Here is a 24,700-nt window from a genome sequence, read left to right as displayed (position 1 = left end):
CGATGGTGGCGCTGATGGGTTTGGTGTCGGTTGCCAACGCGGCTTCCCGGTCTTTGCAATACGAACCAGCGGTGGTCGAGCTGACCGGCACGGTGGTGGTCGAAGACCACTATGGCCCCCCCAATTTTGGCGAAACCCCGCAGGAGGATGCGAAGCTGCGGGTGCCGATGCTGCGCCTCGACGCGTCGGTCGATGTCGCGGGCGATCCCCACAGCGACACCAACCTCTCCAGCTTCGAGGACGTTGATAAGATGCAGATCGTCCTGACGAAGGGGCGGTCGGTCGACGGTTTCATCGGCAAGCATGTGACGGTGACCGGCACATTGACGGAGCAGCTGGAGGGCGGTGATTTCACCCAGGTGCTGATCACCATGAAGACCATCAAGCCGGCGCGCTGAATCGGCGACGCGGTCATGGAAAAAGCCGCCGACAGGTCTCCCGCCGGCGGCTTTCGTGGAAACATGGGTCTCAGATGTTCCGCGTCGACCGCTTTTCCTGGGCGTAGCGCACGGCTTCCTCGGCGGCCTTGAACAGGGCCTTGGCCTTGTTGACGGTCTCCTGGTACTCGGCTTCGGGATCGCTGTCGGCCACGACGCCGCCGCCCGCCTGCACGTGCATGACGCCGTCCTTGATGACGGCGGTGCGCAGCGCGATGCAGGTGTCCATGGTGCCGTTGGCGGCGAAATAGCCGATGCAGCCGCCATAGATGCCGCGCCGGGTGCCCTCCAGCTCCTCGATGATCTCCATGGCGCGCACCTTGGGCGCGCCCGAGACGGTGCCGGCCGGGAAGCCGCCCACCAGGGCGTCGATGGCGTTGAAGCGGGACTTGTCCAGCTTGCCCTCGACGTTGGAGACGATGTGCATGACGTGGGAGTAGTGCTCGATCGTGAACCGTTCCGTCACCGTGACGGTGCCCACCTCCGCCACCCGGCCCACGTCGTTGCGGCCCAGATCCAGCAGCATCAGGTGTTCCGACAGTTCCTTGGGGTCGGCCAGCAGATCCGCCTCCAGCTCCTTGTCCTCCGCCGGGGTCTTGCCCCGGCGCCGCGTGCCGGCGATGGGGCGGATGGTGACGGTGTCGTCCCGCAGCCGCACCAGGATTTCCGGGCTGGAGCCCACGACGGCCAGGTCGCCGAAATCCAGGAAGAACAGGAAGGGTGAGGGGTTGATGCGCCGCAGCGCGCGGTACAGCGCGAAGGGGGGCAGGGCGAAGGGGACGGAGAAGCGCTGGCTGGGCACCACCTGGAAGATGTCGCCGGCGCGGATGTACTCCTTCGCCTTCTCCACCATGGCGTGATAGTCGGCGCGGCTGACGTTGGACGAGGGATCGGGCAGGGCCGCGATCTCGCCGCCGGCGTCATGGCCCATGTGCAGGGGCCGGTCCAGATCCGCCACGGCGTCGGCCAGGCGGCCCGAAGCGGCCAGATAGGCGGCCTCCGCCGATACGCCCGTCAGGGGGCGCACCGGGGTCACCAGGGTGACCACGTTCTCGATGCTGTCGAAGATGGCCATGATGGTGGGGCGGATGAGGACGGCGTCCTCCACCCCCAGCGCGTCCTGATTCTTCTCCGGCAGCTTTTCCATCAGCCGGACCATGTCGTAGCCGAGATAGCCGAACAGGCCGGCCGACATGGGCGGCAGGTGTGCCGGCAGGTCGATGCGGCTTTCATCCAGCACGTCGGCCAGCGCCTCCAGCGGCGGGGCGGACAGCGGCTCGAACGCCGTCGGATCGGTGGCGGCGTGGCGGTTGATCCAGGCCTTGCTTCCCTTGCTCTTCCAGATCAGGTCGGGCTTCAGCCCGATCAGGGAATAGCGGCCGCGGACGGAGCCGCCGGTGACCGATTCCAGCAGGAAGGAGAAAGGGCGCCCTTGCGCCAGCTTCAGCATGGCGGCGACGGGCGTCTCCAGGTCGCTGACCAGCCGCGTCCAGACGACCTGCGCCTGGCCCGCGGCGTACGCCGTGCCGAAGGCCGTCTCATCGGGGTAGGGGGTCACGACAGGCTTACTCCTGGTGTTCAAGGCGCTGCAGCAGCGTCCGGTTCTCGGTGATGCGGTAACGGCCGCGCAGCGCGTCCAGGAACTGGACGTAGAGGTCGCCGGCCACGCCTTCGCGCAGCTGCCTGGCGGCGATGCCGGCGCGCTCGGCCAGCAGGGGCTCGGGCATGGGCACCACCGCCGCCAGGCGCACCACCATCTGGCCATCCGGCACGGCGCCACTGGTGACCTCGCCCGGCTTCAGGGTGAACAGGGCGTCCACCAGGTCGGCCGGCAGGGGGCTGTCCTTGGGGGGCGTGCGGCCCACGGGCGGCTGGCGCTTGTAGACGGCACCGCTGTCCTTGGCCAGCTGCTCCGGTGCCGCACCGGCCTTCAGCTTGTCGGCGATGTCCTTGGCCTTGGCCTTGGCCGCCTCGGCGCGCTTGGAAGATTTCCAGTCGGCCACCACCTGGTCCTTCACCTGGTCCAGCGGCTTCAGGGCCGGGGCTTGCACGCTGTCGACCCGCACGGCGAAGTAGCTCTTGTTGCGCTCCCCCTCGGTCGTGCTGCTGGTGTCGCCCGAGGCCAGGCCGAACGCCGTCTGCACCACCTTCTGCAGGGCGGGCACGTCGGTCACGGGCTTGCCCGCCGGATCCTTGCCCTCGCGATCCACGGCGGCGACCTTGGTCACCGTCGCGTCGACCTTCTTGGCCGCCTCCTCCAGGGAGGCGCCGCCGGAGATGGCGTCGTCCAGCTTGTTGGACAGGTCGTACAGCTGATCGGTGGCGCGCTCGGCCTTCACCTGCTCCACCAGCTTGGCCTTGACCTCGTCCAGCGTCTGCGTGCTGCCGGGCACGATCTTGGTGACGGCGATGACGTGCCAGCCGAAGCCGCTGTGCACCGGGGCGGACACCTTGCCCTGCGGCAGGGAGAAGGCGGTCTCCTGCAACTCCGCCGGCAGGTCGGCCTTGGCGATATCGGCCAGGGGCAGCATGGTCACGTTGGCGGCCTTGGCGGCGTCGGCCAGCGACTTGCCCCCGGCGGCGGCCTTCACCACCTTGTCCGCCTCTTCCTGGGTATCGACCAGCACCTGGTCCAGGTCGCGGCGTTCCGGCTTCACGAATTCCTTGGCCCGGGCGTCATAGGCCTTCTTCAGGTCCTCGTCACCGACCTCCACCGCCTTGGCGATGGCCTCGGTCGACAGGGTGACCACGGTCAGGGCGCGGTATTCCGGGGCGGTGTAGCGGGCGGCCTGGTCCTTGTGGAAGGCTTCCAGCGCCGCCTGGTCGGGCATGCCGGGGTCCGGCATGGCCTTGTCCGCCACCAGCAGCGTCTCCGCCCCGCGCTGCTCGCCGCGATAGCGCACCACCTCGCGGGCCAGCAGTTGCGGCACGCGCACGCCGGCGGCCAGGGCCTCCGTCACCTCGGTGCGGGCCATGTCCTCGCGCACTTCGCCGACGATCTCTTCCTCGGTCAGCTGGTTCTGGCGCAGCAGGGCCCGCATCATCAGCGGATCGAACTGGCCGCTCTTGTCCTTGAACACCGGCATGTCGGCGATCTTCTGCGCCGCCGCCTGTTCCGAGACGCGCAGGCCGAAATCATGCGTCGCCTGCTTGATCAGGGCGCGCTGGATCTCATCCTGCAGCGCCGCCCGCATCAGGCCCATCTGCCGGGCCTGCTCGGCCGTCAGCTCCGGCATGCTCTGGCGCAGCCGGCTCACCTGCTGGCGAAAGGCCCGGTCAACGTCCTGGGGGGTGATTTCAGTGCTGCCGACCCGCGCCACAGCTTGATCACTGACCGTGGTGCCCACCCGGCCCACGCCCCAGATCCCGAAACTGATGATCAGGAACACGAACAGGATCTTGGAAAACCACGAGCCCGAGAATTTACGGATGAACTGAAGCATGTGCCTGCTGCGTCTTGCGAATTGGCTTTTCGGTGGGAACCGGGCCCAGGGCCCCGCATTTCCCACCCTCCCATCAGGGCGCGGCATCATAGAAGCAGGGACCCAGGGCGGCAATAGATGGTTGGGCCGGCCTGACGCATGGGGTTGCCGCCCCGACCCACCGTCTTGTCACGGCCGGAATCATGGAAATGCCGCCTGTGTACTGTTACAGCATGACGACAGGGGCAACCGTGACAAGGTGGGCCGCCCAACCATAAAGGCCCCCGCGCGATCGCTTCCCTTTTGAGTGCGTTAAACTCGGGGAGAACAAACAAATGCGCCGCAAATTCATTGTCGGTAATTGGAAGATGCACGGCCTGCGGGAGGGGGGGGCGACGTTGGCCTCCGACCTCGCGGGCCGGATGCTGGGGGCGGGGCCGGTGGCCTTCGACATGCTGCTGTGTCCGCCCGCCACCCTGCTTCATACCGTGGCCCAGGCCGTGGCCGACGCGCCGGTCAAGGTCGGTGGACAGGATTGCCATGGCAAGGACTCCGGGGCCCACACCGGGGACATCGGGGCCCCCATGCTGGCCGATGCCGGCTGCAGCCATGTCATCGTCGGTCACTCCGAACGCCGCCAGGGGCACGGGGAACTGAGCGCCGATGTCAAGGCCAAGGCCGCCGCCGCCCACCGCGCCGGCCTGGTCGCCATCGTCTGCGTCGGCGAGACGGAGGCCGAGCGCGACGCCGGGCGGGCCATGGACGTCATCGCCCGCATGATCGACGACTCCGTGCCCGATGGGGCGACGGCCGCCAACACCGTGGTGGCCTATGAGCCCGTCTGGGCCATCGGCACCGGGCGGACGCCCACGCCCGGGGACGTGGCAGCCATGCATTCCATGATCAGGCGCCGTCTCGCGACGCTGGTTGATCAGCCGGATGCGGTGCGCATCTTATATGGCGGTTCCGTCAAGCCGGACAACGCCGCCAGCCTGCTTCACATCGACGATGTGGACGGGGCCCTGGTGGGGGGCGCCAGCTTGAAGGCGGACGAATTCTGGGCCATCGCGGAAACTTGCCGCTAGCGCCCCGGGTTCGGACTGGGTAAAGAGATGCGCGAAGGTCGGCCGCTCCCCACCGGGGCGGCCGGCTAACCTGTGTTTATGCCATTCCCATTTTGGTCTTGCTGATAGGATTGCTGCTTCGATGTCCACCGTCGTCCTGGTTTTGCACATTCTGATCGGCATCGCGCTGGTCGGCGTCGTCTTGGTCCAGCGTTCGGAAGGCGGCGGACTGGGCATGGGCGGCAGCACCATGGGTGGCTTCATGACGGCCCGGGGCAGCGCCAACCTGCTGACCCGCACCACGTCCGTCCTCTTCGGCGCCTTCCTGGTGACCAGCCTGGTGCTGGCCCTGCTGAACCGCGCCGCCACGCATCGCGATTCGGTGTTCGACCAGCTGCCTGCGGCCCCCGCCGCCGCGCCGGCCACCCCGGCTCCCGGCACGGTGCCTTCCGGCGATCAGCCGGCGGCTCCCGCGGCGCAGCAGCCGGCGCCGACGCCCACCCCGGCTCCCACCTCTGGTGAGCCCAAAGTTCCGACCGGCCAGTAAAGGCGGGCGACACTAACGGAGGCGGCGAAAGCCGCCTCTTTCAATTCGGGGGGCCGGCGCATTCGCGTTGGCCCGACATGCGGCCTTTAGCTAAACTAGGCTTCCATGACGCGCTTCATTTTCATCACCGGCGGCGTTGTCTCTTCCTTGGGTAAGGGACTGGCGTCGGCCGCTCTGGGGGCTTTGCTCCAGACCCGTGGCTACAAGGTCCGTCTGCGCAAGCTCGACCCCTACCTCAACGTCGATCCCGGCACCATGAGCCCGTACCAGCATGGTGAGGTGTTCGTCACCGACGACGGTGCCGAGACCGATCTGGACCTGGGGCATTACGAGCGCTTCACCGGTGTCTCGGCCCGGCAGTCGGACAACATCACCACCGGCCGCATCTATTCCAACGTGATCGCCAAGGAACGCCGGGGCGACTATTTGGGCGCCACCGTCCAGGTGATTCCCCACGTCACCGACGCCATCAAGGAATTCATCCTGGGCGACGTGAAGGATGAGGATTTCATCCTGTGCGAGATCGGCGGCACCGTCGGCGATATCGAGAGCACGCCCTTCCTGGAGGCCATCCGCCAGCTGGGCAACGATCTGGGGCCGGAGCGGGCGCTGTTCATCCACCTGACCCTGCTGCCCTACATCCCGTCGGCGGGTGAGCTGAAGACCAAGCCCACCCAGCATTCGGTGAAGGAACTGCTGTCGGTCGGCATTCAGCCGTCCATCCTGCTGTGCCGGTCCGACCGCCCGATTCCGGAGAACGAGCGGCGCAAGATCGCCCTGTTCTGCAACATCCGGCAGGAGCGGGTGATCGCGGCGCTGGACGTGGACACCATTTACCATGTGCCCGTCAGCTATCATGAGCAGGGCTTTGACGAGCAGGTGCTGCGCTACTTCGGCCTGCCGGCTGACGAGGCTCCCGACCTGACCCGCTGGAAGGAGATCGCGGCCCGCGTCCGCCAGCCGGAGGGGGAGGTCACCATCGCCGTCGTCGGCAAGTACACCAGCCTGCTGGACAGCTACAAGTCGCTGGCCGAAGCCCTGACGCACGGCGGCATCGCCAATAACGTCAAGGTCAAGCTGGATTGGATCGATAGCGAAATCTTCGAGGGCGGCGGTGCGGTGCAGCGGCTGGAGGGGGTGCACGGCATCCTGGTTCCCGGCGGCTTCGGCGAGCGTGGTTCCGAGGGCAAGATCCGCGCGGCCCAGTTCGCGCGGGAGCGCAACGTGCCCTATTTCGGCATCTGCTTCGGCATGCAGATGGCGGTGATCGAGGCCAGCCGCCACCTGGCGGGCCTGGAGGACGCCGGCTCGTCCGAGTTCGGGCACAAGTACAAGCACCCGGTCGTGGGTCTGATGACCGAATGGGTGCGCGGCAACGAGACCGAGAAGCGCGGCGCCGAGGGCGATCTGGGTGGCACCATGCGGCTGGGCGCGTATTCCTGCCAGTTGCTGCCCGGTTCCAAGGTTGCGGATGTCTATGGCGCGAACCATATCGAGGAGCGTCACCGCCACCGCTACGAGGTCAACATCACCTACAAGGACCAGCTGGAGAAGGTGGGCCTGAAGTTCTCCGGCCTGTCGCCCGACGGCGAACTGCCGGAGATCGTCGAGATCCCGTCGCACCCGTGGTTCATCGGCGTGCAGTTCCACCCGGAACTGAAGTCCAAGCCGTTCGAGCCGCACCCGCTGTTCACCAGTTTCATCCGTGCCGCCATCGAGCAGAGCCGGCTGGTCTGAGCGGGGACGCCCGTCACCAAGTCATCAGGGGGCCGCCGCATCATGAGCGGCGGCCTTTTTGGTTTTAGGAGCAGTACCATGACTGAGAACCGCACCGTCCGCATCGGCGCCCTGGAAGTGGCGAACGACAAGCCCTTCATGCTGATCGCCGGCCCTTGCCAGCTGGAAAGCCGCGACCACGCGATGGAGATGAGCCACGCGCTGGTGGAGATCACGCGCAAGCTGGGCATCGGCCTCGTCTACAAGACCAGCTTCGACAAGGCCAACCGCACGTCGGTCAGCACCTCGCGCGGCTTGGGCATGGACAAGAGCCTGCCCATCCTGGCCGAGGTGCGGGAGAGGTTCGGCTGTCCGGTCCTGACCGATGTGCACGCGGCCGACCAGTGCGCGCCGGTGGCGGAAGTGGTGGACGTGCTGCAGATTCCGGCCTTCCTCTGCCGTCAGACCGACCTGCTGCTGGCCGCTGGCGAGACCGGCAAGGTCGTCAATGTGAAGAAGGGCCAGTTCCTGGCGCCGTGGGACATGAAGAACGTGGCGGCCAAGATCGCCTCCACCGGCAATCACAACGTCCTGCTGTGTGAGCGCGGCGCCAGCTTCGGCTACAACACCCTGGTCAGCGACATGCGCAGCCTGCCCATCATGGCGCGGACGGGCTATCCGGTGGTGTTCGACGCCACCCATTCCGTGCAGCAGCCGGGCGGCCAGGGCGAGACCAGCGGCGGCCAGCGCGAGTTCGTGCCGGTGCTGGCCCGCGCCGCCCTGGCCGTGGGTGTCGCCGCCGTCTTCATGGAAACCCATGAGAACCCCGACTGCGCCCCCAGCGATGGCCCCAACATGGTGGCGCTGAAGGATCTGCCGGCCCAGCTGGCGACCATGGTCGCCATCGACCGTATCGCCAAGGCCAACCCGATCTTCTGATCCCCCGGTCTTCTGATCCGGGGATGACCGGGCCGGGCGTTCCTCATCGCCCGGCCCCATCCTCCGTATAGGCGGGCCGGGGCGGCTTCCCAAGGGCGCGAACCTTCGTCATGCTGCCGCCCGTAAGCCGCCGGACCAACTGGCGGCGGTGGGAGGAAATCAGCATGGATGGCGCGGTGGGAGCACGGGTTCCCCGGCGGGGGAACGCCTTCACGCGCGGCCTGGGCCGCCTGACGATGCGCCTGATGGGGTGGCGTCTGGTGGGGCAGGTGCCCGACATTCCAAAATTCGTCGCCATCGCGGCTCCCCACAGTTCCAACTGGGACTTCGTGGTGGCCATGGCCGTTGCCTTCGCCATCGGCGTGCGTGTCACCGTGCTCGGCAAGCACACCCTGTTCAAGGGGCCCCTGGCGCCGCTGATGCGCTTCCTGGACGTGATGCCGGTGAACCGCGCCGCGCCGCAAGGCGTCGTGGGCGACTGCGTCGCGGCATTCGATGCCGCCGACCAACTGGTCATCGGCGTGGCGCCGGACGGCACGCGGGGCGGCAAGACCGGTGCCGGGGGTGACGCCGGCCGTTGGAAAAGCGGTTTCTATCGCATTGCGCGCGCGGCCCGGGTTCCGGTGCTGCCCGTGGCCCTGGATTACGGCCGCCGCGAAGCGCGCTTCGGGCCCGTCCTGATCCCCACGGGCGACGAGGCGGCGGATCTGGCCCAGTTGTCGCTGTTCTATGCCGGCACACGCGGCAAGCGGCGCAGCATCGGGGCGGCTGTGTCATTTTAAGGCGGCGTGGAACACGGGCTGGGGGCAAGCTGCCGCCGGTTCCCAGCCCGGCGCGGCGCTTGCGGCGAGGCGGGCTCCCGTACGACGATTTCGCAAGCATTCTGCCATGACGGGAATAAGCCCGCCAATCTTCCCGTGAATAAGCGGTGGCGATCGCCAAGGAAACGCGGGGCGGGCGCCCCCACAACCGCAGCCTTCAAAACGTCATAGGCGATACCGCGCCTGCTGGTCTTGCCTGCGGCGGCCCCTAAAGGCTATGACGGGCACCGTCCCGCCACGACGCATTCGCCGTCACGACGCATAAAGGGAAGAACCCATGTCCGCGATCATCGATATTCAGGGCCGCCAGATTCTTGACAGCCGGGGCAACCCGACGGTTGAGGTCGACGTTCGGCTGGAGTCCGGCGCCTTCGGCCGCGCCGCCGTGCCCTCCGGTGCCTCCACCGGCGCCCATGAGGCGGTTGAGCTGCGCGACGGCGACAAGACCCGATACCTGGGCAAGGGCGTGCTGAAGGCCGTCGACTCGATCAACACCGAAATCTTCGACACCATCGGCGGTCTGGAATCCACCGACCAGGTGGCGATCGATGCCGCCATGATCGAACTGGATGGCACCCCTAACAAGGCCCGCCTGGGCGCCAACGCCATCCTGGGCGTGTCGCTGGCCGTGGCCAAGGCCTCGGCGGCCGAGCTGGACCTGCCACTGTACCGCTATGTCGGTGGCACCAACGCCCGCATCCTGCCGGTGCCGATGATGAACATCATCAACGGCGGCGCCCATGCCGACAACCCCATCGACATCCAGGAATTCATGGTGATGCCGGTCGGGGCGGAGAGCTGCGCCGACGCCATCCGCATCGGCGCCGAGATCTTCCACGCCCTGAAGAAGAAGCTGAAGGATGCCGGCCACAACACCAATGTCGGTGACGAGGGCGGCTTCGCCCCCAACCTCGCCTCCACCGACGAAGCCCTGTCCTTCATCATGAAGGCGGTCGAGGGCGCCGGCTACACGCCCGGCGAGGACGTGGTGCTGGCGCTGGATGCCGCCTCCACCGAGTTCTTCAAGGATGGCAAGTACGTGCTGGCCGGCGAGAACAAGACCCTCGATCCGGAAGCCATGGTCCGCTACTGGTCCGACCTGGTGGGCCGCTATCCCATCGTCTCCATCGAAGACGGCATGGCCGAGGATGACTGGGCCGGCTGGAAGGCCCTGACCGACGCCATCGGCGCCAAGGTGCAGCTGGTGGGCGACGACCTGTTCGTCACCAACCCGGCCCGTCTGACCGACGGCATCCGGCAGGGTGTCGCCAACTCCATCCTGGTGAAGGTCAACCAGATCGGCAGCCTGACCGAGACGCTGGAGGCCGTGCGCATCGCCCAGGCCGCCGGCTACACCGCCGTCATGTCGCACCGCTCGGGCGAGACCGAGGATTCCACCATCGCCGATCTGGCGGTGGCCACCAACTGCGGTCAGATCAAGACCGGCTCGCTGTCGCGTTCCGATCGGATCGCCAAGTACAACCAGCTGATTCGTATCGAGGAGGCGTTGGACCTGGCGGCCGTGTTCCCCGGGCGCGGCGCGCTGAAGCGCGGCTGAGGCCGGACCCTGTTCAGGCCCCGGCCGGAACAGATGCAAAAGTAGGGGTGGGGGCGTCGCCTCCACCCCTTTTTCTTTGCACAATAGTCGGATCGGTTCGTCTGGCGATTGGTATTCGAATGAATTAAATGCGGCGCCGAGAGTAGGAGGCGCTTTCCATTTGACGGTTGCGGAACCCTTGTGGAACCATGGCCCCATGATTGGCGCCCGTTCTTTCCGTACCGCATTGAATCGCGCCCTGCGCCAGGTGGTTGCACCGGTGGTGGGGGCGTCCGTCGTCGCCTATTTCGCCTACCACACGGTGCAGGGCGACCGGGGGCTGATGGCGCTGACCCAGCTGCAGGCCCAGGTGACCCAGGCCAAGGCCCAGCTGGATCAGGTGCGGGCCGAGCGGGAAGCCATGGAGCGCCGCGCGCGCCTGTTGCGTCCCGACAATCTCGATCCCGATATGCTGGAGGAAGAGGCCCGCAAGGTGCTGGATTTCTCGCGGCCGGACGACCTGGTGATCCTTCTTCCGGGCAAGCCTGCCCCGCAGGAAGACAAGGGCACCCCGGGCGCCACCCCCGGCAAAACGCCGTAAACCGCTGAAAATCCATCGATTAACCTGAAATAGGTTAATCGCGAATAATCCTTTTGAAGCAATGTATTGCAGTGCACACTCCTTGCATTGCACCGCACTTGGCGTTAGCAGTGATCCTGTGCCGGCCAACCCGGCTCAAGGACCGCCCCCCGCCTGGGGGATCTGCCCTCGGGAACGCCCAGAAAACGCCCACGCTTGAGAAGGGAGACGCCAGTGGCCACGACCACCAGACGCCGTGCCAAGCCCGCTGAGAACGCAGCGCCGGAGCCGACCCAGGAGGAGCTCCTCCACTACTACAAGGAAATGTTGCTGATCCGCCGCTTCGAGGAGAAGGCCGGTCAGCTGTACGGCATGGGCCTGATCGGCGGTTTCTGCCACCTGTACATCGGCCAGGAGGCCGTGGTGGTGGGCATGCAGGCGTCGCAACTGCCGGGCGACAGCGTCATCACCAGCTACCGTGACCACGGCCATATGTTGGCGTGCGGCATGGAGGCCAAGGGCGTGATGGCGGAACTGACCGGGCGCGCGGGCGGCTATTCCAAGGGGAAGGGCGGCTCGATGCACATGTTCTCGCGTGAGAAGAACTTCTACGGCGGTCACGGCATCGTCGCCGCGCAGACGCCCATCGGCACCGGCCTGGCCTTCGCCCACAAGTACAAGAAGGACGGCTGCGTCGACGTCTGTTACCTGGGGGACGGCGCCGTCAACCAGGGCCAGGTCTATGAGTCCTTCAACATGGCCGCCCTGTGGAAGCTTCCGGTGATCTACGTCATCGAGAACAACAAGTACGCCATGGGCACCTCGCAGCAGCGCGCCTCGGCGGGTGAGCTCTACCTGCGCGGCAGCGCCTACGGCATCCCGGGCAAGCAGGTCAACGGCATGGACGTGCTGGAGGTCAAGAAGGCCGCCGACGAGGCCGTGGCCTACGTTCGTGGCGGCAATGGCCCCATGATCCTGGAGATGAAGACCTACCGCTACCGCGGCCACTCCATGTCCGACCCGGCCAAGTACCGCACCAAGGAAGAGGTCAACAAGATGCGGTCGGAATATGACTGCATCGACCATCTGAAGGCGACGCTGTTCGCCAAGGGCTACGCCGACGAGGAAAGCCTGAAGATCATCGACCGCGACGTGAAGGCCATCGTCACCGAGGCCGCCGACTTCGCGACCACCAGCCCCGAGCCCGACGCGGCGGAGCTGTGGACCGACATCCTCGTGGAAGCCTGATCGCTGGCCGGAGAATAAGAAATGCCCATCGATATCCTGATGCCGGCCCTGTCCCCCACCATGACCGAAGGCAAGTTGGCCAAGTGGGTGAAGAAGGAAGGCGACACGATCAAGGCCGGTGACGTCATCGCCGAGATCGAGACCGACAAGGCCACCATGGAAGTGGAGGCCGTGGACGAAGGCACGCTGGCCAAGATCCTGGTGCCGGAAGGCACCGAGAACGTGGCCGTGAACACCGCCATCGCCCTGCTGGCCGGCGAAGACGAGAATGCCGCCGATGTGAGCGCCCCCGCAGCGGCTCCCCAGGCGGCCAAGGCCGCTCCCGCCGCGGCCGAAGCCGCCCCGGCGCCGGTTCCCGCCAGCGCCCCCGCCGCGCCGGCGGTGAAGGCCCCGGTGGCCCCGCCACCGTCCGACGAGGACCGTTTCTTCAAGAACACCCAGACCATGACGGTGCGCGAGGCCCTGCGCGACGCCATGGCCGAGGAAATGCGCCGTGACCCCCACGTCTTCGTCATGGGCGAAGAGGTCGCGGAATACCAGGGCGCCTACAAGGTGACCCAGGGTCTGCTGCAGGAGTTCGGCGCCGACCGCGTGATCGACACGCCCATCACCGAGCACGGCTTCGCCGGCCTGGCGGTGGGTGCGGCCTTCGGCGGCCTGCGCCCCATCGTCGAGTTCATGACCTTCAACTTCTCGATGCAGGCCATCGACCACATCATCAATTCGGCCGCCAAGACGCTGTACATGTCGGGCGGCCAGATGGGCTGCCCCATCGTGTTCCGTGGCCCCAATGGCGCTGCCGCCCGCGTGGCCGCCCAGCACAGCCAGGAATACAGCAGCTGGTACGCCCACATTCCGGGCCTGAAGGTGGTGTCGCCCTATAGCGCCGCCGATGCCAAGGGCCTGCTGAAGGCCGCCATCCGCGACCCGAACCCCGTCGTCTTCCTCGAAAACGAGATCCTCTACGGCCAGAGCTTCGAGGTGCCGACCGATCCGGACTTCATCGTCCCCATCGGCCGGGCCAAGGTGGAGCGCGCGGGCACCGACGTCACCATCACCGCCTTCTCGCTGCAGGTGGGCATGGCGCTCGCCGCCGCCGAGAAGCTGGCGGAGCAGGGGATCAGCGCGGAGGTCATCAACCTGCGCTCCATCCGTCCGCTGGACGTCCACACCATCGTGGAAAGCGTGAAGAAGACCAACCGTCTGGTCTCGGTGGAAGAGGGCTGGCCCTTCGCCGGCATCGGCGCGGAAATGTCCGCGGTGATGATGGAACACGCCTTCGATTACCTGGATGCGCCGGTGGTGCGTGTGCATGGCAAGGATGTGCCCATGCCCTACGCCGCCAACCTGGAAAAGCTGGCCCTGCCGCAGGTGGACGACGTCGTCACCGCCGCCAAGGCCGTGCTGTACCGCTGAGACCGGCCGTGAAGGCGCCCATACTCCCTGAGTAGGGAAGGGGGCGCCTTCCGCCGCATCCGTCCGTGATTTGGGATGCCCGGGTCTGACGCCCGGCCCCTGGGGGAGATCAAACCCATGCCGATCGATATCCTGATGCCGGCCCTGTCGCCCACCATGACCGAGGGCAAGCTGGCGAAGTGGGTGAAGAAGGAAGGCGACACGATCAAGGCGGGCGACGTCATCGCCGAGATCGAGACCGACAAGGCCACCATGGAAGTGGAGGCCGTGGACGAGGGCACCCTGGCCAAGATCCTGGTGCCCGAGGGAACCGACGCGGTGGCGGTGAATGCCAAGATCGCCATCCTGCTGGAGGAAGGCGAGAGCGCCGACGCCCTGAACGCGGCCCCCAAGCCCGCCGCCGCCCCGGCGCCGGCCAAGGCTGAGGCCGCCGCGCCCGCGCCGGCCAAGAGCGAGGCCGCCCCGGCCGCCGCCGCGCCCGCCCCGGCGCAGGACGGCGCCCGTGTGTTCGCGAGCCCGCTGGCCCGCCGCATGGCCGCCCAGTCCGGCCTGGACCTGGCCAAGGTGTCGGGCTCCGGCCCGTCCGGTCGCATCGTCAAGGCCGACGTCGAGGCCGCGCTGAAGGGTGGCGCCGCCAAGGCGGCACCCGCCGCTGCGGCTCCGGCGCCGGCCGTTCCCGCGCCGGCCGTTCCCGCGCCGGCCGCCGCCGCCCCGAAGGGCATCGACGCCAAGGCTTTGGCCGACAAGCTGGGCATGAAGTACAAGGTCCTGCCCAACAGCGGCATGCGCAAGACCATCGCCAAGCGCCTGACCGAGGCCTGGCAGACCATTCCGCACTTCGGCCTGTCGGTCGATTGCGAGATCGACAGCCTGCTGGCGCTGCGCGCCCAGCTGAACGAGAAGTCGGGCGAGAAGGTCTCGGTCAACGACTTCGTCGTCAAGGCCGTGGCCGTCGCCCTGCGCAAGGTGCCGGAGGCCAACGTCTCCTGGCATGAGGACGGCATCCTGCAGTATGAGGGCGTGGACGTCTCCGTGGCCGTGGCCACCGATGGCGGCCTGATCACCCCCATCGTCAAGAACGCTGACCAGAAGGGCCTGGCCACCATCTCCGCCGAGGTGAAGGCCCTGGCCGCCAAGGCCAAGGAAGGCAAGCTGAAGCCCGAGGAATTCCAGGGCGGCACCTTCAGCGTGTCCAACCTGGGCATGTTCGGGATCAAGAGCTTCACCTCCATCATCAACCCGCCGCAGAGCTGCATCCTCTCCGTGGGTGCCGGTGAGAAGCGGCCGGTGGTGAAGGGCGACGCCCTGGCCGTGGCCACGGTCATGAGCCTGACGCTGACGGTGGACCACCGTTCGGTCGATGGCGCTGTGGGCGCCCGGTACCTGCAGGTGCTGAAGAAGCTGATCGAGGACCCCATCACGCTGATGCTGTGATGCGCATCCCCGGAGGTCCTGGCGGCCTCCGGGGATTTCTCTTGTCGTTGACCAAAAGCGCCAGGCGGGCGCCCACCCTAGGGTTGTACCCAGCTATGGGCGGGCCCGGCGCCTTTTGAAGGGAACAGACCGAAATGGCCGATACCGAATTCGACGTGCTGGTCCTGGGTGCCGGCCCCGGCGGCTATGTCGCCGCCATCCGCGCCGCCCAGCTGGGCCTGAAGGCCGCTGTGGTGGAACGCGAGCATCTGGGCGGCATCTGCCTGAACTGGGGCTGCATCCCGACCAAGGCCCTGCTGCGCTCCGCCGAGATCTACGGCTACATGAAGCACGCCGACGCCTACGGCCTGACCGTCAGCGGCGTGGGTTTCGACCTGCCCAAGGTGGTGAAGCGGTCGCGCCAGGTGGCGAACCAGCTGTCCGCCGGTGTGAAGGGCCTGCTGAAGAAGAACAAGGTGCCGGTGTTCGACGGCACTGGCAAGCTGGCCGGCGGTGGCAAGGTCACCGTGACCGCCAAGGACGGTACCGCCCAGACCCTGTCGGCCAAGCACATCATCATCGCCACCGGCGCCCGCGCTCGCGCCCTGCCGGGCCTGGAGCCGGACGGCAAGTTCGTCTGGTCGTACAAGGAGGCCCTGGTCCCCGACACCATGCCGAAGTCGCTGCTGGTCGTGGGCTCCGGCGCCATCGGCATCGAATTCGCCAGCTTCTTCCGCACCCTGGGTGCCGAAGTGACGGTGGTGGAGGTCATGGACCGCGTCCTGCCGGTGGAGGATGAGGAAATCTCCGCCTTCGCCCGCAAGTCGTTCGAAAAGCAGGGCATGAAGATCATCACCGGGGCCAAGGTCACCAAGCTGGACAAGGGGGCCACCACCGTCACCGCGCACATTGAGGTGGGCGGCAAGGTGGAGACCCTGACGGTCGAGCGCGTGATCACCGCCGTTGGCATCCAGGCCAACACCGAGAACATCGGCCTGGAGAACACCAAGGTGAAGCTGGACCGTGGTCACATCGTGACTGACGGCTACCTGCGCACGGATGAGCCGGGCGTCTACGCCATCGGCGACGTGGCCGGGGCGCCCTGGCTGGCCCACAAGGCCAGCCATGAGGGCGTGATCTGCGTGGAGAAGATCGCCGGGGTGAAGGACGTCCACCCGATGGACAAGCTGAACATCCCGGGCTGCACCTACTGCAACCCGCAGGTGGCCAGCGTCGGCCTGACCGAAGCCAAGGCCAAGGCCGCCGGCCATGAGGTCAAGGTCGGCCGCTTCCCCTTCATCGGCAACGGCAAGGCCATCGCCCTGGGGGAGGCCGAGGGCCTGGTGAAGACGGTGTTCGACGCCAAGACCGGCGAGCTGCTGGGCGCCCACATGGTGGGGGCCGAGGTGACGGAGCTGATCCAGGGCTATGTCGTCGGCAAGACCTTGGAGACCACCGAGGCCGAGCTGATGCACACCATCTTCGCCCACCCGACCCTGTCGGAAATGATGCATGAGTCGGTGTTGGCCGCCTACGGCCGGGCGATTCATTATTAATTTCCCTCAAGCGCCGGGCGCCGCCATCCGGCGGCTTGGCTTCCTCGCTCCGTCCTCCGGTACTCGCTCCGGCGGATGCAGTCGCATCCTACAACGGCATGAGGCGTGATCTCATGCCGTTGGTAAGGTGAGGGGCCGCCAGGCTTTTGGTATCGGGGCTGGAGCGGAGGGGCGATGCATGCGTGGGGTTCGCCCGGCGCACTTGGCCTTCCGCTCCGGCCCCCTTATGTTTCAGGAACACTCATCTCCAAGGCAGGCAGCCCATGACCGCCGACAAGATCCGCCATCCGGAAAAGCAGAACCGTCCGGACAACCCCATCCAGCGCAAGCCGGAGTGGTTGCGCGTGAAGGCCCCGGCCGGCGGCGTGTTCAATGAGACGCGCAACCTGATGCGTGGGCTGAAGCTGAACACGGTGTGCGAGGAGGCGGCCTGCCCCAACATCGGCGAGTGCTGGAAGCAGCGCCACGCCACCTTCATGATCCTGGGCGCTGTCTGCACCCGCGCCTGCGCCTTCTGCAACGTGGCGACCGGCCGCCCCGACCTGCTGGACCCGCATGAGCCCGACAATGTGGGCGAGGCGGTGGCCCGCATGAAGCTGCAGCACGTGGTGGTCACCTCCGTCGACCGCGACGACCTGCCCGATGGCGGGGCGGCGCACTTCGCCCAGACCATCCGCTCCATCCGCCGCCAGGCCCCCGGCGTCACCATCGAGGTGCTGACGCCCGACTTCATGAAGAAGCAGGGCGCCATCGAGATCGTGGTGGAGGCCCGCCCCGACGTCTTCAACCATAACCTGGAGACGGTGCCGCGCCTGTACCCCACCATCCGCCCGGGTGCGCGCTATTTCACCTCGCTGTCCCTGCTGTCGCGCGTGCGCGAACTGGACCCCAGCATCTTCACCAAGTCCGGCATCATGGTCGGGCTGGGGGAGACCAAGGAGGAGGTGGGGCAGGTGATGGACGATTTGCGCGCCGCCGACGTGGACTTCATCACCATCGGCCAATACCTGGCGCCCACGCCCAAGCATGCGCCGGTGGACCGTTTCGTCACGCCCGACGAGTTCGCCAGCTATGCCACCGTGGCCCGGGGCAAGGGCTTCCTGATGGTGTCCAGCTCCCCCCTGACCCGCAGCAGCCACCATGCCGGCGATGATTTCGTGAAGCTGCGCACCGCGCGCGAGGCCAAGCTGGCTGGCCGGCCGCTGCCGGCCGAAGCCGCCGCCGAGTAAGCCTGATGCCCACCCATGCCGAGAAGCGCGTCCTGCCCTACACGCCGGAGCAGCTGTTCCAGCTGGTGGCGGACGTCGAGAGATATCCGGAGTTCCTGCCCTGGGCGGTGGCGGCCCGTATCCGCCGCCGCGAGGGCAACACCTTCTGGGCCGACCTGGTGATCGGTTTCAAGATGGTGCGCGAACGCTTCACCTCCAAGGTGACGCTGAGCGAGCCCGGCCGCCGCATCGACGTGGAATACACCGACGGCCCCTTCCACTACCTGAACAACCACTGGATCTTCGAGCCGCACGCCGATGGCTGCCTCCTGGATTTCTACGTGGATTTCGAGTTCCGCAACGTCATCCTGCAGAAGATCATCGGCGCCCTGTTCGGCGAAGCCGTGCGGCGCATGGTCGCCGCCTTTGAGTCCAGGGCGCACCAGCTGTACGGCGAACCCGCCGGCCGGCCGGCGGGGGCGGTTTAGTCCGTACCCCATCGGCACCTTTGATCATTCCATGCAAGTTGCATAAACTGCATGGGATGGAGCACTGGAGCCATGGATATGCTGAAGGTTTCGGCGGCTGATTTTCAGCGCAATATCGGACGTTATCAGGATATCGCGTTACGCGAGCCTGTGGCGGTCACCCGTAATGGCCGTGAGTCCACCGTCCTGATCTCGACGGAAGAGTATGCCCGTCTCAAGCGACGCGACCGTCAGGTGTTAGGCTTGGTCGACTTCACCGATGCGGATATCGCGGCGCTTGAACAGTCCCAACCTGATCCGGCATCGGCGGCGTTCAATTCCGAAGTGCCATCTTAACCCGTGGCGCTGCCGAAGCCGACCCAGGGTCTTGTGCTTCGCTATAGCTATCTATGGCTACGGGAGCACGCGCGTGGCCAGGAGGAAGGTGTCAAAGACCGGCCTTGCGCCGTCGTCCTGGTGACCACACTGGAAGATGGGGATGAACTGGTCACGGTCTTGCCGATCACCCACACGCAACCATCCAATTTCGATCATGCCGTCGAAATTCCGGCGGCGACCAAACATCGTCTCGGCTTGGATGGAGAGCGTTCGTGGGTGGTGCTAACCGAGGCGAACCGCTTTGTTTGGCCCGGCCCGGATCTTCGACCACTTCATTCCGGGGACGCGGCGAGTATTGCATATGGTTTGCTGCCGTATGCGTTGATGGACACCATTCGGCGCAAGTTCGTCACCCTTCTGAAGGCAAATCGTGGTGCGATCGTGCCACGCACCGAGTAGGCGCCGCTCCGATTGCCGCAGTTTTAACGTCGGCTTAAATTTTGATGCCCTTCCGCCGCCCTGCTATGTTTGCCCAGCAACGCGAGAACCAAATAAGCAGGCAGGGACGAGATGGGGATTTCTGTGACGCGCACGCTGGCGGGCGTGCTTCTGGCCGGTTGCGCGCTAACGGCGCCGGGGGCCTTGGCCCAGACGGCGGCCGCCAAGAAGCCGCTCACGCATGAGACCTTGTGGATGATGAAGCGCGTCGGCGCGCCCATCACCAGCCCCAATGGCAAGTGGGTGCTGTTCTCGGTGGTTGAGCCGTCGTACGAGCAGGACAAGGCGGTCACCGATTTGTGGCTGGTGCCCACGGACGGCGCCGCCGCGCCCCGGCGCCTGACCAACACCAAGGCCGGGGAGAACGACCCCGTCTGGTCGCCCGACAGCGCCAGCATCGCCTTCGCCACCAGGCGCGAGGGGGACGAGGTCGAGCAGATCTACGTGCTGGACCTGGCCCAGGGTGGGGAGGCGCGGCGCGTCACCACCGTGTCCACCGGGGCCAGCCATCCGCAATGGCGCCCCGACGGCAAGGCCATCCTGTTTGAGACCCGCGTCTTCCCCGGCGCCGTGGACGACGAGGCCAACAAAAAGATCGCGGCGGAGCGCAAGGCCCGCAAGTACAACGTCCGCACCTATGAGCACTTCCCGGTGCGCTACTGGAACGAATGGCTGGACGACAAGCAGCCCACGGTGATGGTGCAGGGGCTGGAGCCCGGCGCCGTGGCCCGGGACATCCTGTCGCCCACGGCCTTCGCCCACACCGATGGCTTCGGCGGCGTGCAGGGCGAGACCACCACCTCTCTGGCCCCGATCTGGAGCCCGGACGGCAGTGAGATCGTCATCCAGGCGACGCTGGAGCGCTGGAACGCCGCGTTCGCCCATGTGCAGCACCATCTCTACCGCCTGCCCGCCGCCGGTGGGGCGGAGCCCAAGGAGATCACGCCCACGGCCGGTGAATACGGCCACGCCGCCTTCAGCCCGGACGGCAAGAGCCTGTACTTCACCTTCACCCCCGACACCGACGCCGTCTACAATCTGGGGCGCCTGTCCAAGGTGGCGTGGCCGGCCGGCGGTGCCGCGACCGTGGTGGCCCGCGACTTTGACCGGGAGCCCGCCCACTTCGCCATCTCGCCCGACAGCCGCACGGTTTATCTACTGGCGCCGGAGGCGGCGGGGGAGAACCTGTACAGCGTGCCGGCCGATGGCGGCAAACCCACCCTGGTGGCCCAGCCGAAGGTGGGCGGCTATACCGCCCTGTCCCTGCCCAGCAGCGGCAAGACCCAGTTGATCGCCCAGTACGGTAGTTCGGTGAACCCGGCGGAGATCGTGAAGATCGATCCCAATGGCTCTTCAACCGGTCAAGGCGGCGGCGGGAAGGGCGGCCACAACAACCTGACGGAGATCGACACCGCCGTGGCCGCCGGCATCGACTGGCAGCCGCCGCGGCACTTCACCACCGTCAACGCCCAGGGCCGCACCATCCACAGCATGATCGTGCTGCCGCCCAATTTCGACCCGGCCCGGAAATACCCGCTGTTCGTCTTCATCCATGGCGGGGCGGCCAGCAACAACGCGGACCAGATCGGCCTGCGCTGGAACTATCACCTGCTGGCGGCCAGCGCTGGTGGCACCGTCATCCTGATGACGGACTACACCGGTTCCACCGGCTTCGGCGAGGCCTTCTCCCAGGCCATCAAGCTGGACCCGCTGAAGGGCCCGGCGGAGGAGATCAACCAGGCGGCGGACGAGGCCATTCGGCGCTTCCCCTTCATCGACGCCACCCGCCAGTGCGCCGGCGGCGCCAGCTACGGCGGCCACCTGACCAACTGGCTGGAGGCCACCACCACCCGCTATCGTTGCCTGATCAGCCACGCGGGCGAGGTCGACCTGACCACCCAATGGGGGGAGAGCGACGGCATCTATAACCGCGAGCTGAACAACGGCGGCCCGCCCTGGGAAGGCAACCCCATCTGGCGGGAACAGAGCGCCATCACCTACGCCGCCAATTGGAAGACGCCCATGCTGATGAGCATCGGCGAGCGGGACTTCCGCGTGCCCCTGGGCAACACGCTGGAGGCCTGGGCGGTGCTGCAGCACCAGCGCGTGCCCAGCCGCCTGCTGGTCTGGCCCGACGCCTGGCACTGGATCACCAAGCCGGAAGACAGCCGCCACTTCTATGAGGAGGTGGGCGACTGGCTGGCGAAGTACCTGAAGAACTGATTTGGGAAGAACTGAGAGCGAATGGGGCCGGGCCGTAGGGTTTGGCCCTACTTATGGGGAAGGGATGGGCCAGCCTCAGTCATCCAATCCCTTCCCCTCCAGGATCTTCGGTCTCAGCTTCTCGATCCGCGCCTCGCGCGTCTTCGCCTGCTTGGCGGATGAGAAGTGCAGCAGGTAGGCCCGTTGCCGGCCGGGAGTCAGCGCCTCGAAGGCGGCCTTGAGTGCGGCGTCACCATCCAGGCGGGCCTGGAATTCCGCTGGCATCGTGAATTCGGCGGTCTTCTTCATCTCCACCTTCTGGCCGGACTTCTCCACCGCGATGGCGGCGTCGATGTAGGCCTTCAGGTCGGCCGCCATGCCGGCGATCTGCTGGGCGCTGGTGAAGCGGATCTGGCGGCTGGCCTGCACGTTCTCCGTCTGCCGGATCAGGATGCCCCTGGGGTCCGGCATCAGGGCGCCCTTGAAGAACAGCAGGGCGCAGTAGTCCTTGAAGCCGTGGATCAGCACGACGTTGGCGCCTTCGGCGGTGTAGCAGGGGTTGCCCCACTTGAAGTCTTCCACCAGGTCGCAGGAAAGCGCGAGGGCGCGTAGCTGCCCGAATTCCTCCCGCCATTGGGTGGCTTGGCTCAGGTAGGCGTCGACCTTGGGGTTTCGCGGATGGTCAGTCATGGGGTGTCGTTCCGTCGGGAGTCCTGGACCGCGTCTGTGAGTATGCCTGTTGCTCGCCCACCTTCACAGCGGGCGCTATCCGCCGCGGGGCGTGGCAGGCCGCCGTCCGACCGGCCGGCCTGGGTCGGTTGTCGGGACCGTCGCTGGGGGACGGGACTGATCCCTGGCGGTCGCCGCATCGTATTAAGACGTCGCGTATGCGCGGTTGAGAATGCGTGAAGGTGGGTTATGGACGGTTCCAATAGCGGTGCCCCCGACGGGTGCGCCGTGGTTGTGGGTTCGGGGGGCTTAGGCCGGGCGCTGGCCGCCGCGTTGGAAGCGCGGGGCGGGCATGCCCGGGTGATGTTGACAGGCCGCGGCGGGAATCCGGTATGCGACCTCACGGACGAACACACGGTGGCGGCGTTGGCCCAGCAGGTTTGGGATACCGGCCTGCCGCTGCGTACCGTAATCGTCGCCTCGGGGTTTCTCCATGGGCCGGGGGCCCAGCCGTATCAAGCTTTCGCGCCGGAAAAGACCTGGCGACAGCTGGATCCCGTCCACATGGCCCACGCCTTCGCCGTGAACGCCGTCGGCCCCGCCCTGGTGGCCAAGCACCTGCTGCCCTTGTTCCCCGCCAGCCGCCGGTGTGTCTTCGCCGCCCTGTCGGCTAAGGTCGGCTCCATCGGCGACAACCGGACGGGCGGCTGGTACGCCTATCGCGCCAGCAAGGCGGCGTTGAACCAGATCATCCGCACCGCCGCCATCGAACTGGCCCGCAGCCGGCCGCTGTCGCTCTGCGTCGCCATCCATCCCGGCACGGTGGAGACGCCGCTCTCCGCGCCCTATGCCCGGACCGGCCTGAACGTCCGCCCGCCGGACGTCGCCGCGGCGCAAATCCTGGAGACGCTGGACCGCCTGCACCCCGAACACAGCGGACGCTTCTGGTCGTACGACGGCGGCGAGCTTCCGTGGTGAGGGGCGGCTCAACCGCCAGCCACCGCCGCCCACTCCAGCCCGAACCGCTGCAGGTATTTGCGCAGCCGATCGGCGTCGTTGGAGGACGCGCGGCGGGTGCGTGAGGCGCTGAACAGGGCACGGCCAGCCTCCGACAGGGTGCGGCACGCGCGGCACACACGGACGACCTCGGCCAATTGCACCCTGTCGAAGGGATCCAGCGCCGCCACGGCCTCATCCCCCAGCAAGATCGCCAAGCCATCGTCTGCCGGTGCGCCGCCGCCCCATAGCCGGCGCAGGCGGGCGATTTCCTGGTCGACGGTGTCCTGGTCGATGCGGGCGCCGGGGGCCAGCGTCGCCATGCGGGTGACGCTGGCGGCGAGGTCGCGGAAGTTGCCGGACCAGGGGGCGTCGGGCCCGGTGGCGAAGGCCAGGTAACGGGCGCGCGCTTCCTTGTTGAAGGTCACGCGCTGGCCCTCGCGCTGGGCATGGCGGTCCAGTTCATAGTCCAGGTTGGGCTCGATATCCTCCCGCCGTGCGCTGAGGCCGGGCAGGGTGAAGGTCCACAGGTTCAGGCGGGCGTAGAGGTCGTCACGGAAGGCGCCCTGCGCCACGGCGGCACTCAAGTCCCGGTTGGTGCCGGCGATCAGCTGGAAATCCGACGCCACCTCCTTGTCCGATCCCACGGGCAGGAAGCGCTTGTCCTCGATGGCGCGCAGGATCATGGCCTGTTCGTCCAGGCCCAGTTCCCCGATCTCATCCAGGAACAGCATGCCGGTGTCGGCGGCGCGCAGCAGGCCGGGCCGGTCGCTGACAGCGCCGGTGAAGGCGCCCTTGCGGTGGCCGAACAGGGCGGACATGGCGCCCTCGCCGCGCAGGGTGGCGCAGTTGACCTCGACGAAGGGGCCGGCCACCTGGTGCTTCAGCCGCTTCAGTTCATAGACGCGGCGGGCCAGGTGGCTCTTGCCCGCACCCGTTGGTCCCATCAGCAACAGGGGCGCGCGGCTGCGCAGGGCCACACGCTCAATCTCATCCACCATGCGGTTGAAGGCGGCGTTGCGCGTGTCGATGCCGGATTTCAGGAAGGATGAACCCTCGGCCGCCGCCGCCGCGAAGCGGGTGGCGATGCTGTCATAGCGCGATAGGTCCAGGTCGATGGCGCTCCACTCGCCGGCGGGGTTGATGCCTTCGCCACGAGACGGCTGGGTCTGCAACAGCCGGCCGGGCAGGAAGCGCGCCTCCGTCAGCAGGAACAGGCAGATCTGGATGACGTGGGTGCCGGTGGTGATGTGGATCAGATAATCCTCGCGCTCCGGCTCGAACGGGAAGACGCGGGCGAAGTCCAGCAGCTTGCCGTAGACCTCCTCGAAGTCCCACGGGTTGCTGAAGCCCAGGGAGCGCCGCTCCACCGTGGTTTCCGGTGAGACGGCGCCGATGTCCTCCACCACCTGGTCGGCCAGGCGGCCGTGCCGTTCGCCATGCAGCAGGACGAAGCGGTCCACCCGCAGATCCTCGTGCATGCAGATGCCTACGCTGGGCCGCCATTTATGCCAGCGGCTGGGGCCGAACTTGGCGGCATCCAGGGTGGAGCCCAGGAAGCCGATGACGGTGAGGGGGCGGCGCACGACCTTTATCCATTTTTATAAATACGTATCTGTTGATAT

21 protein-coding genes and 1 pseudogene are annotated in these 24,700 nt (G+C 67.0%); 18 read left to right on the top strand and 4 right to left on the bottom strand.

Annotated elements, in window-relative coordinates:
• Positions 1-2 precede the first annotated feature (2 nt).
• Complete coding sequence (locus tag FHS74_RS04705; RefSeq protein WP_184797933.1) at positions 3-398, top strand: hypothetical protein; 396 nt, start codon at positions 3-5, stop codon at positions 396-398.
• Positions 399-468: 70 nt separating this feature from the next.
• Here FHS74_RS04705 and trpE read toward each other — a convergent pair whose 3' ends face one another.
• A complete protein-coding gene (trpE, locus tag FHS74_RS04700) occupies positions 469-1,995 on the bottom strand; it encodes an anthranilate synthase component I (protein WP_184797931.1) in 1,527 nt (508 codons plus the stop codon).
• 7 nt (positions 1,996-2,002) lie between these two features.
• Positions 2,003-3,880, bottom strand: a complete 1,878-nt coding sequence (locus FHS74_RS04695) for a peptidylprolyl isomerase (RefSeq protein WP_184797929.1) — start codon at positions 3,878-3,880, stop codon at positions 2,003-2,005.
• Between the two features lie 314 nt (positions 3,881-4,194).
• Here FHS74_RS04695 and tpiA point away from each other — a divergent pair, with 314 nt between their 5' ends.
• From tpiA to FHS74_RS04615, 16 genes and pseudogenes are all read left to right on the top strand, one after another.
• Positions 4,195-4,944, top strand: a complete 750-nt coding sequence (tpiA, locus tag FHS74_RS04690) for a triose-phosphate isomerase (RefSeq protein WP_184797927.1) — start codon at positions 4,195-4,197, stop codon at positions 4,942-4,944.
• Positions 4,945-5,065: 121 nt separating this feature from the next.
• Complete coding sequence (gene secG, locus FHS74_RS04685) at positions 5,066-5,470, top strand: preprotein translocase subunit SecG (RefSeq protein WP_184797926.1); 405 nt, start codon at positions 5,066-5,068, stop codon at positions 5,468-5,470.
• A 105-nt stretch (positions 5,471-5,575) separates the two neighbouring features.
• Positions 5,576-7,207: a CTP synthase gene (pyrG, locus tag FHS74_RS04680; RefSeq protein ID WP_184797925.1), complete on the top strand. Its 1,632-nt coding sequence runs from the start codon at positions 5,576-5,578 to the stop codon at positions 7,205-7,207.
• 78 nt (positions 7,208-7,285) lie between these two features.
• Positions 7,286-8,125 carry a 3-deoxy-8-phosphooctulonate synthase gene (gene kdsA, locus FHS74_RS04675; RefSeq protein ID WP_184797923.1) on the top strand — a complete coding sequence of 280 codons (840 nt, stop codon included), beginning with the start codon at positions 7,286-7,288 and terminating at the stop codon, positions 8,123-8,125.
• A 164-nt stretch (positions 8,126-8,289) separates the two neighbouring features.
• Entirely contained in the window at positions 8,290-8,907 is a 618-nt protein-coding gene (locus FHS74_RS04670; protein WP_184797922.1) for a lysophospholipid acyltransferase family protein, read from the top strand.
• Positions 8,908-9,223: 316 nt separating this feature from the next.
• A complete protein-coding gene (gene eno / locus FHS74_RS04665; RefSeq protein WP_184797920.1) occupies positions 9,224-10,504 on the top strand; it encodes a phosphopyruvate hydratase in 1,281 nt (426 codons plus the stop codon).
• Positions 10,505-10,700: 196 nt separating this feature from the next.
• Positions 10,701-11,084, top strand: coding sequence for an FtsB family cell division protein (locus FHS74_RS04660; protein WP_184797918.1), 384 nt, complete (start codon positions 10,701-10,703; stop codon positions 11,082-11,084).
• A gap of 213 nt (positions 11,085-11,297) precedes the next feature.
• Positions 11,298-12,311, top strand: coding sequence for a pyruvate dehydrogenase (acetyl-transferring) E1 component subunit alpha (gene pdhA / locus FHS74_RS04655; RefSeq protein ID WP_184797916.1), 1,014 nt, complete (start codon positions 11,298-11,300; stop codon positions 12,309-12,311).
• Between the two features lie 21 nt (positions 12,312-12,332).
• Entirely contained in the window at positions 12,333-13,727 is a 1,395-nt protein-coding gene (locus FHS74_RS04650; protein ID WP_184797914.1) for a pyruvate dehydrogenase complex E1 component subunit beta, read from the top strand.
• A gap of 117 nt (positions 13,728-13,844) precedes the next feature.
• The gene (locus FHS74_RS04645; RefSeq protein ID WP_184797912.1) at positions 13,845-15,161 is read left to right on the top strand and encodes a pyruvate dehydrogenase complex dihydrolipoamide acetyltransferase; all 1,317 of its coding nucleotides are present in this window, start codon (positions 13,845-13,847) and stop codon (positions 15,159-15,161) included.
• Between the two features lie 134 nt (positions 15,162-15,295).
• Positions 15,296-16,696 (top strand): dihydrolipoyl dehydrogenase, encoded by a 1,401-nt coding sequence (gene lpdA / locus FHS74_RS04640; protein WP_184797910.1) that lies wholly within the window; start codon positions 15,296-15,298, stop codon positions 16,694-16,696.
• Positions 16,697-16,956: 260 nt separating this feature from the next.
• Positions 16,957-17,925, top strand: a pseudogene (gene lipA, locus FHS74_RS04635) (lipoyl synthase); the annotation flags it as partial.
• Positions 17,926-17,930: 5 nt separating this feature from the next.
• Positions 17,931-18,392: a type II toxin-antitoxin system RatA family toxin gene (locus tag FHS74_RS04630; protein ID WP_184797906.1), complete on the top strand. Its 462-nt coding sequence runs from the start codon at positions 17,931-17,933 to the stop codon at positions 18,390-18,392.
• A 72-nt stretch (positions 18,393-18,464) separates the two neighbouring features.
• The gene (locus tag FHS74_RS04625) at positions 18,465-18,728 is read left to right on the top strand and encodes a type II toxin-antitoxin system Phd/YefM family antitoxin (protein ID WP_211106107.1); all 264 of its coding nucleotides are present in this window, start codon (positions 18,465-18,467) and stop codon (positions 18,726-18,728) included.
• Between the two features lie 3 nt (positions 18,729-18,731).
• On the top strand, positions 18,732-19,169 hold the full coding sequence (locus tag FHS74_RS04620; RefSeq protein WP_184797904.1) for a type II toxin-antitoxin system PemK/MazF family toxin: 438 nt from the start codon (positions 18,732-18,734) through the stop codon (positions 19,167-19,169).
• A gap of 123 nt (positions 19,170-19,292) precedes the next feature.
• Complete coding sequence (locus FHS74_RS04615) at positions 19,293-21,431, top strand: S9 family peptidase (protein ID WP_343066854.1); 2,139 nt, start codon at positions 19,293-19,295, stop codon at positions 21,429-21,431.
• 75 nt (positions 21,432-21,506) lie between these two features.
• Here the strand turns inward: FHS74_RS04615 and FHS74_RS04610 are convergent, their stop codons facing one another.
• Entirely contained in the window at positions 21,507-22,100 is a 594-nt protein-coding gene (locus FHS74_RS04610; RefSeq protein ID WP_184797899.1) for a YdeI/OmpD-associated family protein, read from the bottom strand.
• A gap of 228 nt (positions 22,101-22,328) precedes the next feature.
• Between FHS74_RS04610 and FHS74_RS04605 the strand changes: the two genes are divergently transcribed.
• Positions 22,329-23,057, top strand: coding sequence for an SDR family NAD(P)-dependent oxidoreductase (locus FHS74_RS04605; RefSeq protein ID WP_184797897.1), 729 nt, complete (start codon positions 22,329-22,331; stop codon positions 23,055-23,057).
• Positions 23,058-23,065: 8 nt separating this feature from the next.
• On the opposite strand, the gene rtcR is transcribed toward FHS74_RS04605, so the two are convergent.
• Positions 23,066-24,661 (bottom strand): RNA repair transcriptional activator RtcR, encoded by a 1,596-nt coding sequence (gene rtcR, locus FHS74_RS04600; protein WP_184797895.1) that lies wholly within the window; start codon positions 24,659-24,661, stop codon positions 23,066-23,068.
• Positions 24,662-24,700 lie beyond the last annotated feature (39 nt).

Source organism: Nitrospirillum iridis (assembly GCF_014205765.1).
Classification (GTDB): Bacteria; Pseudomonadota; Alphaproteobacteria; order Azospirillales; family Azospirillaceae; genus Nitrospirillum; species Nitrospirillum iridis.
This window is presented reverse-complemented; position numbering and strand designations above follow the sequence as displayed.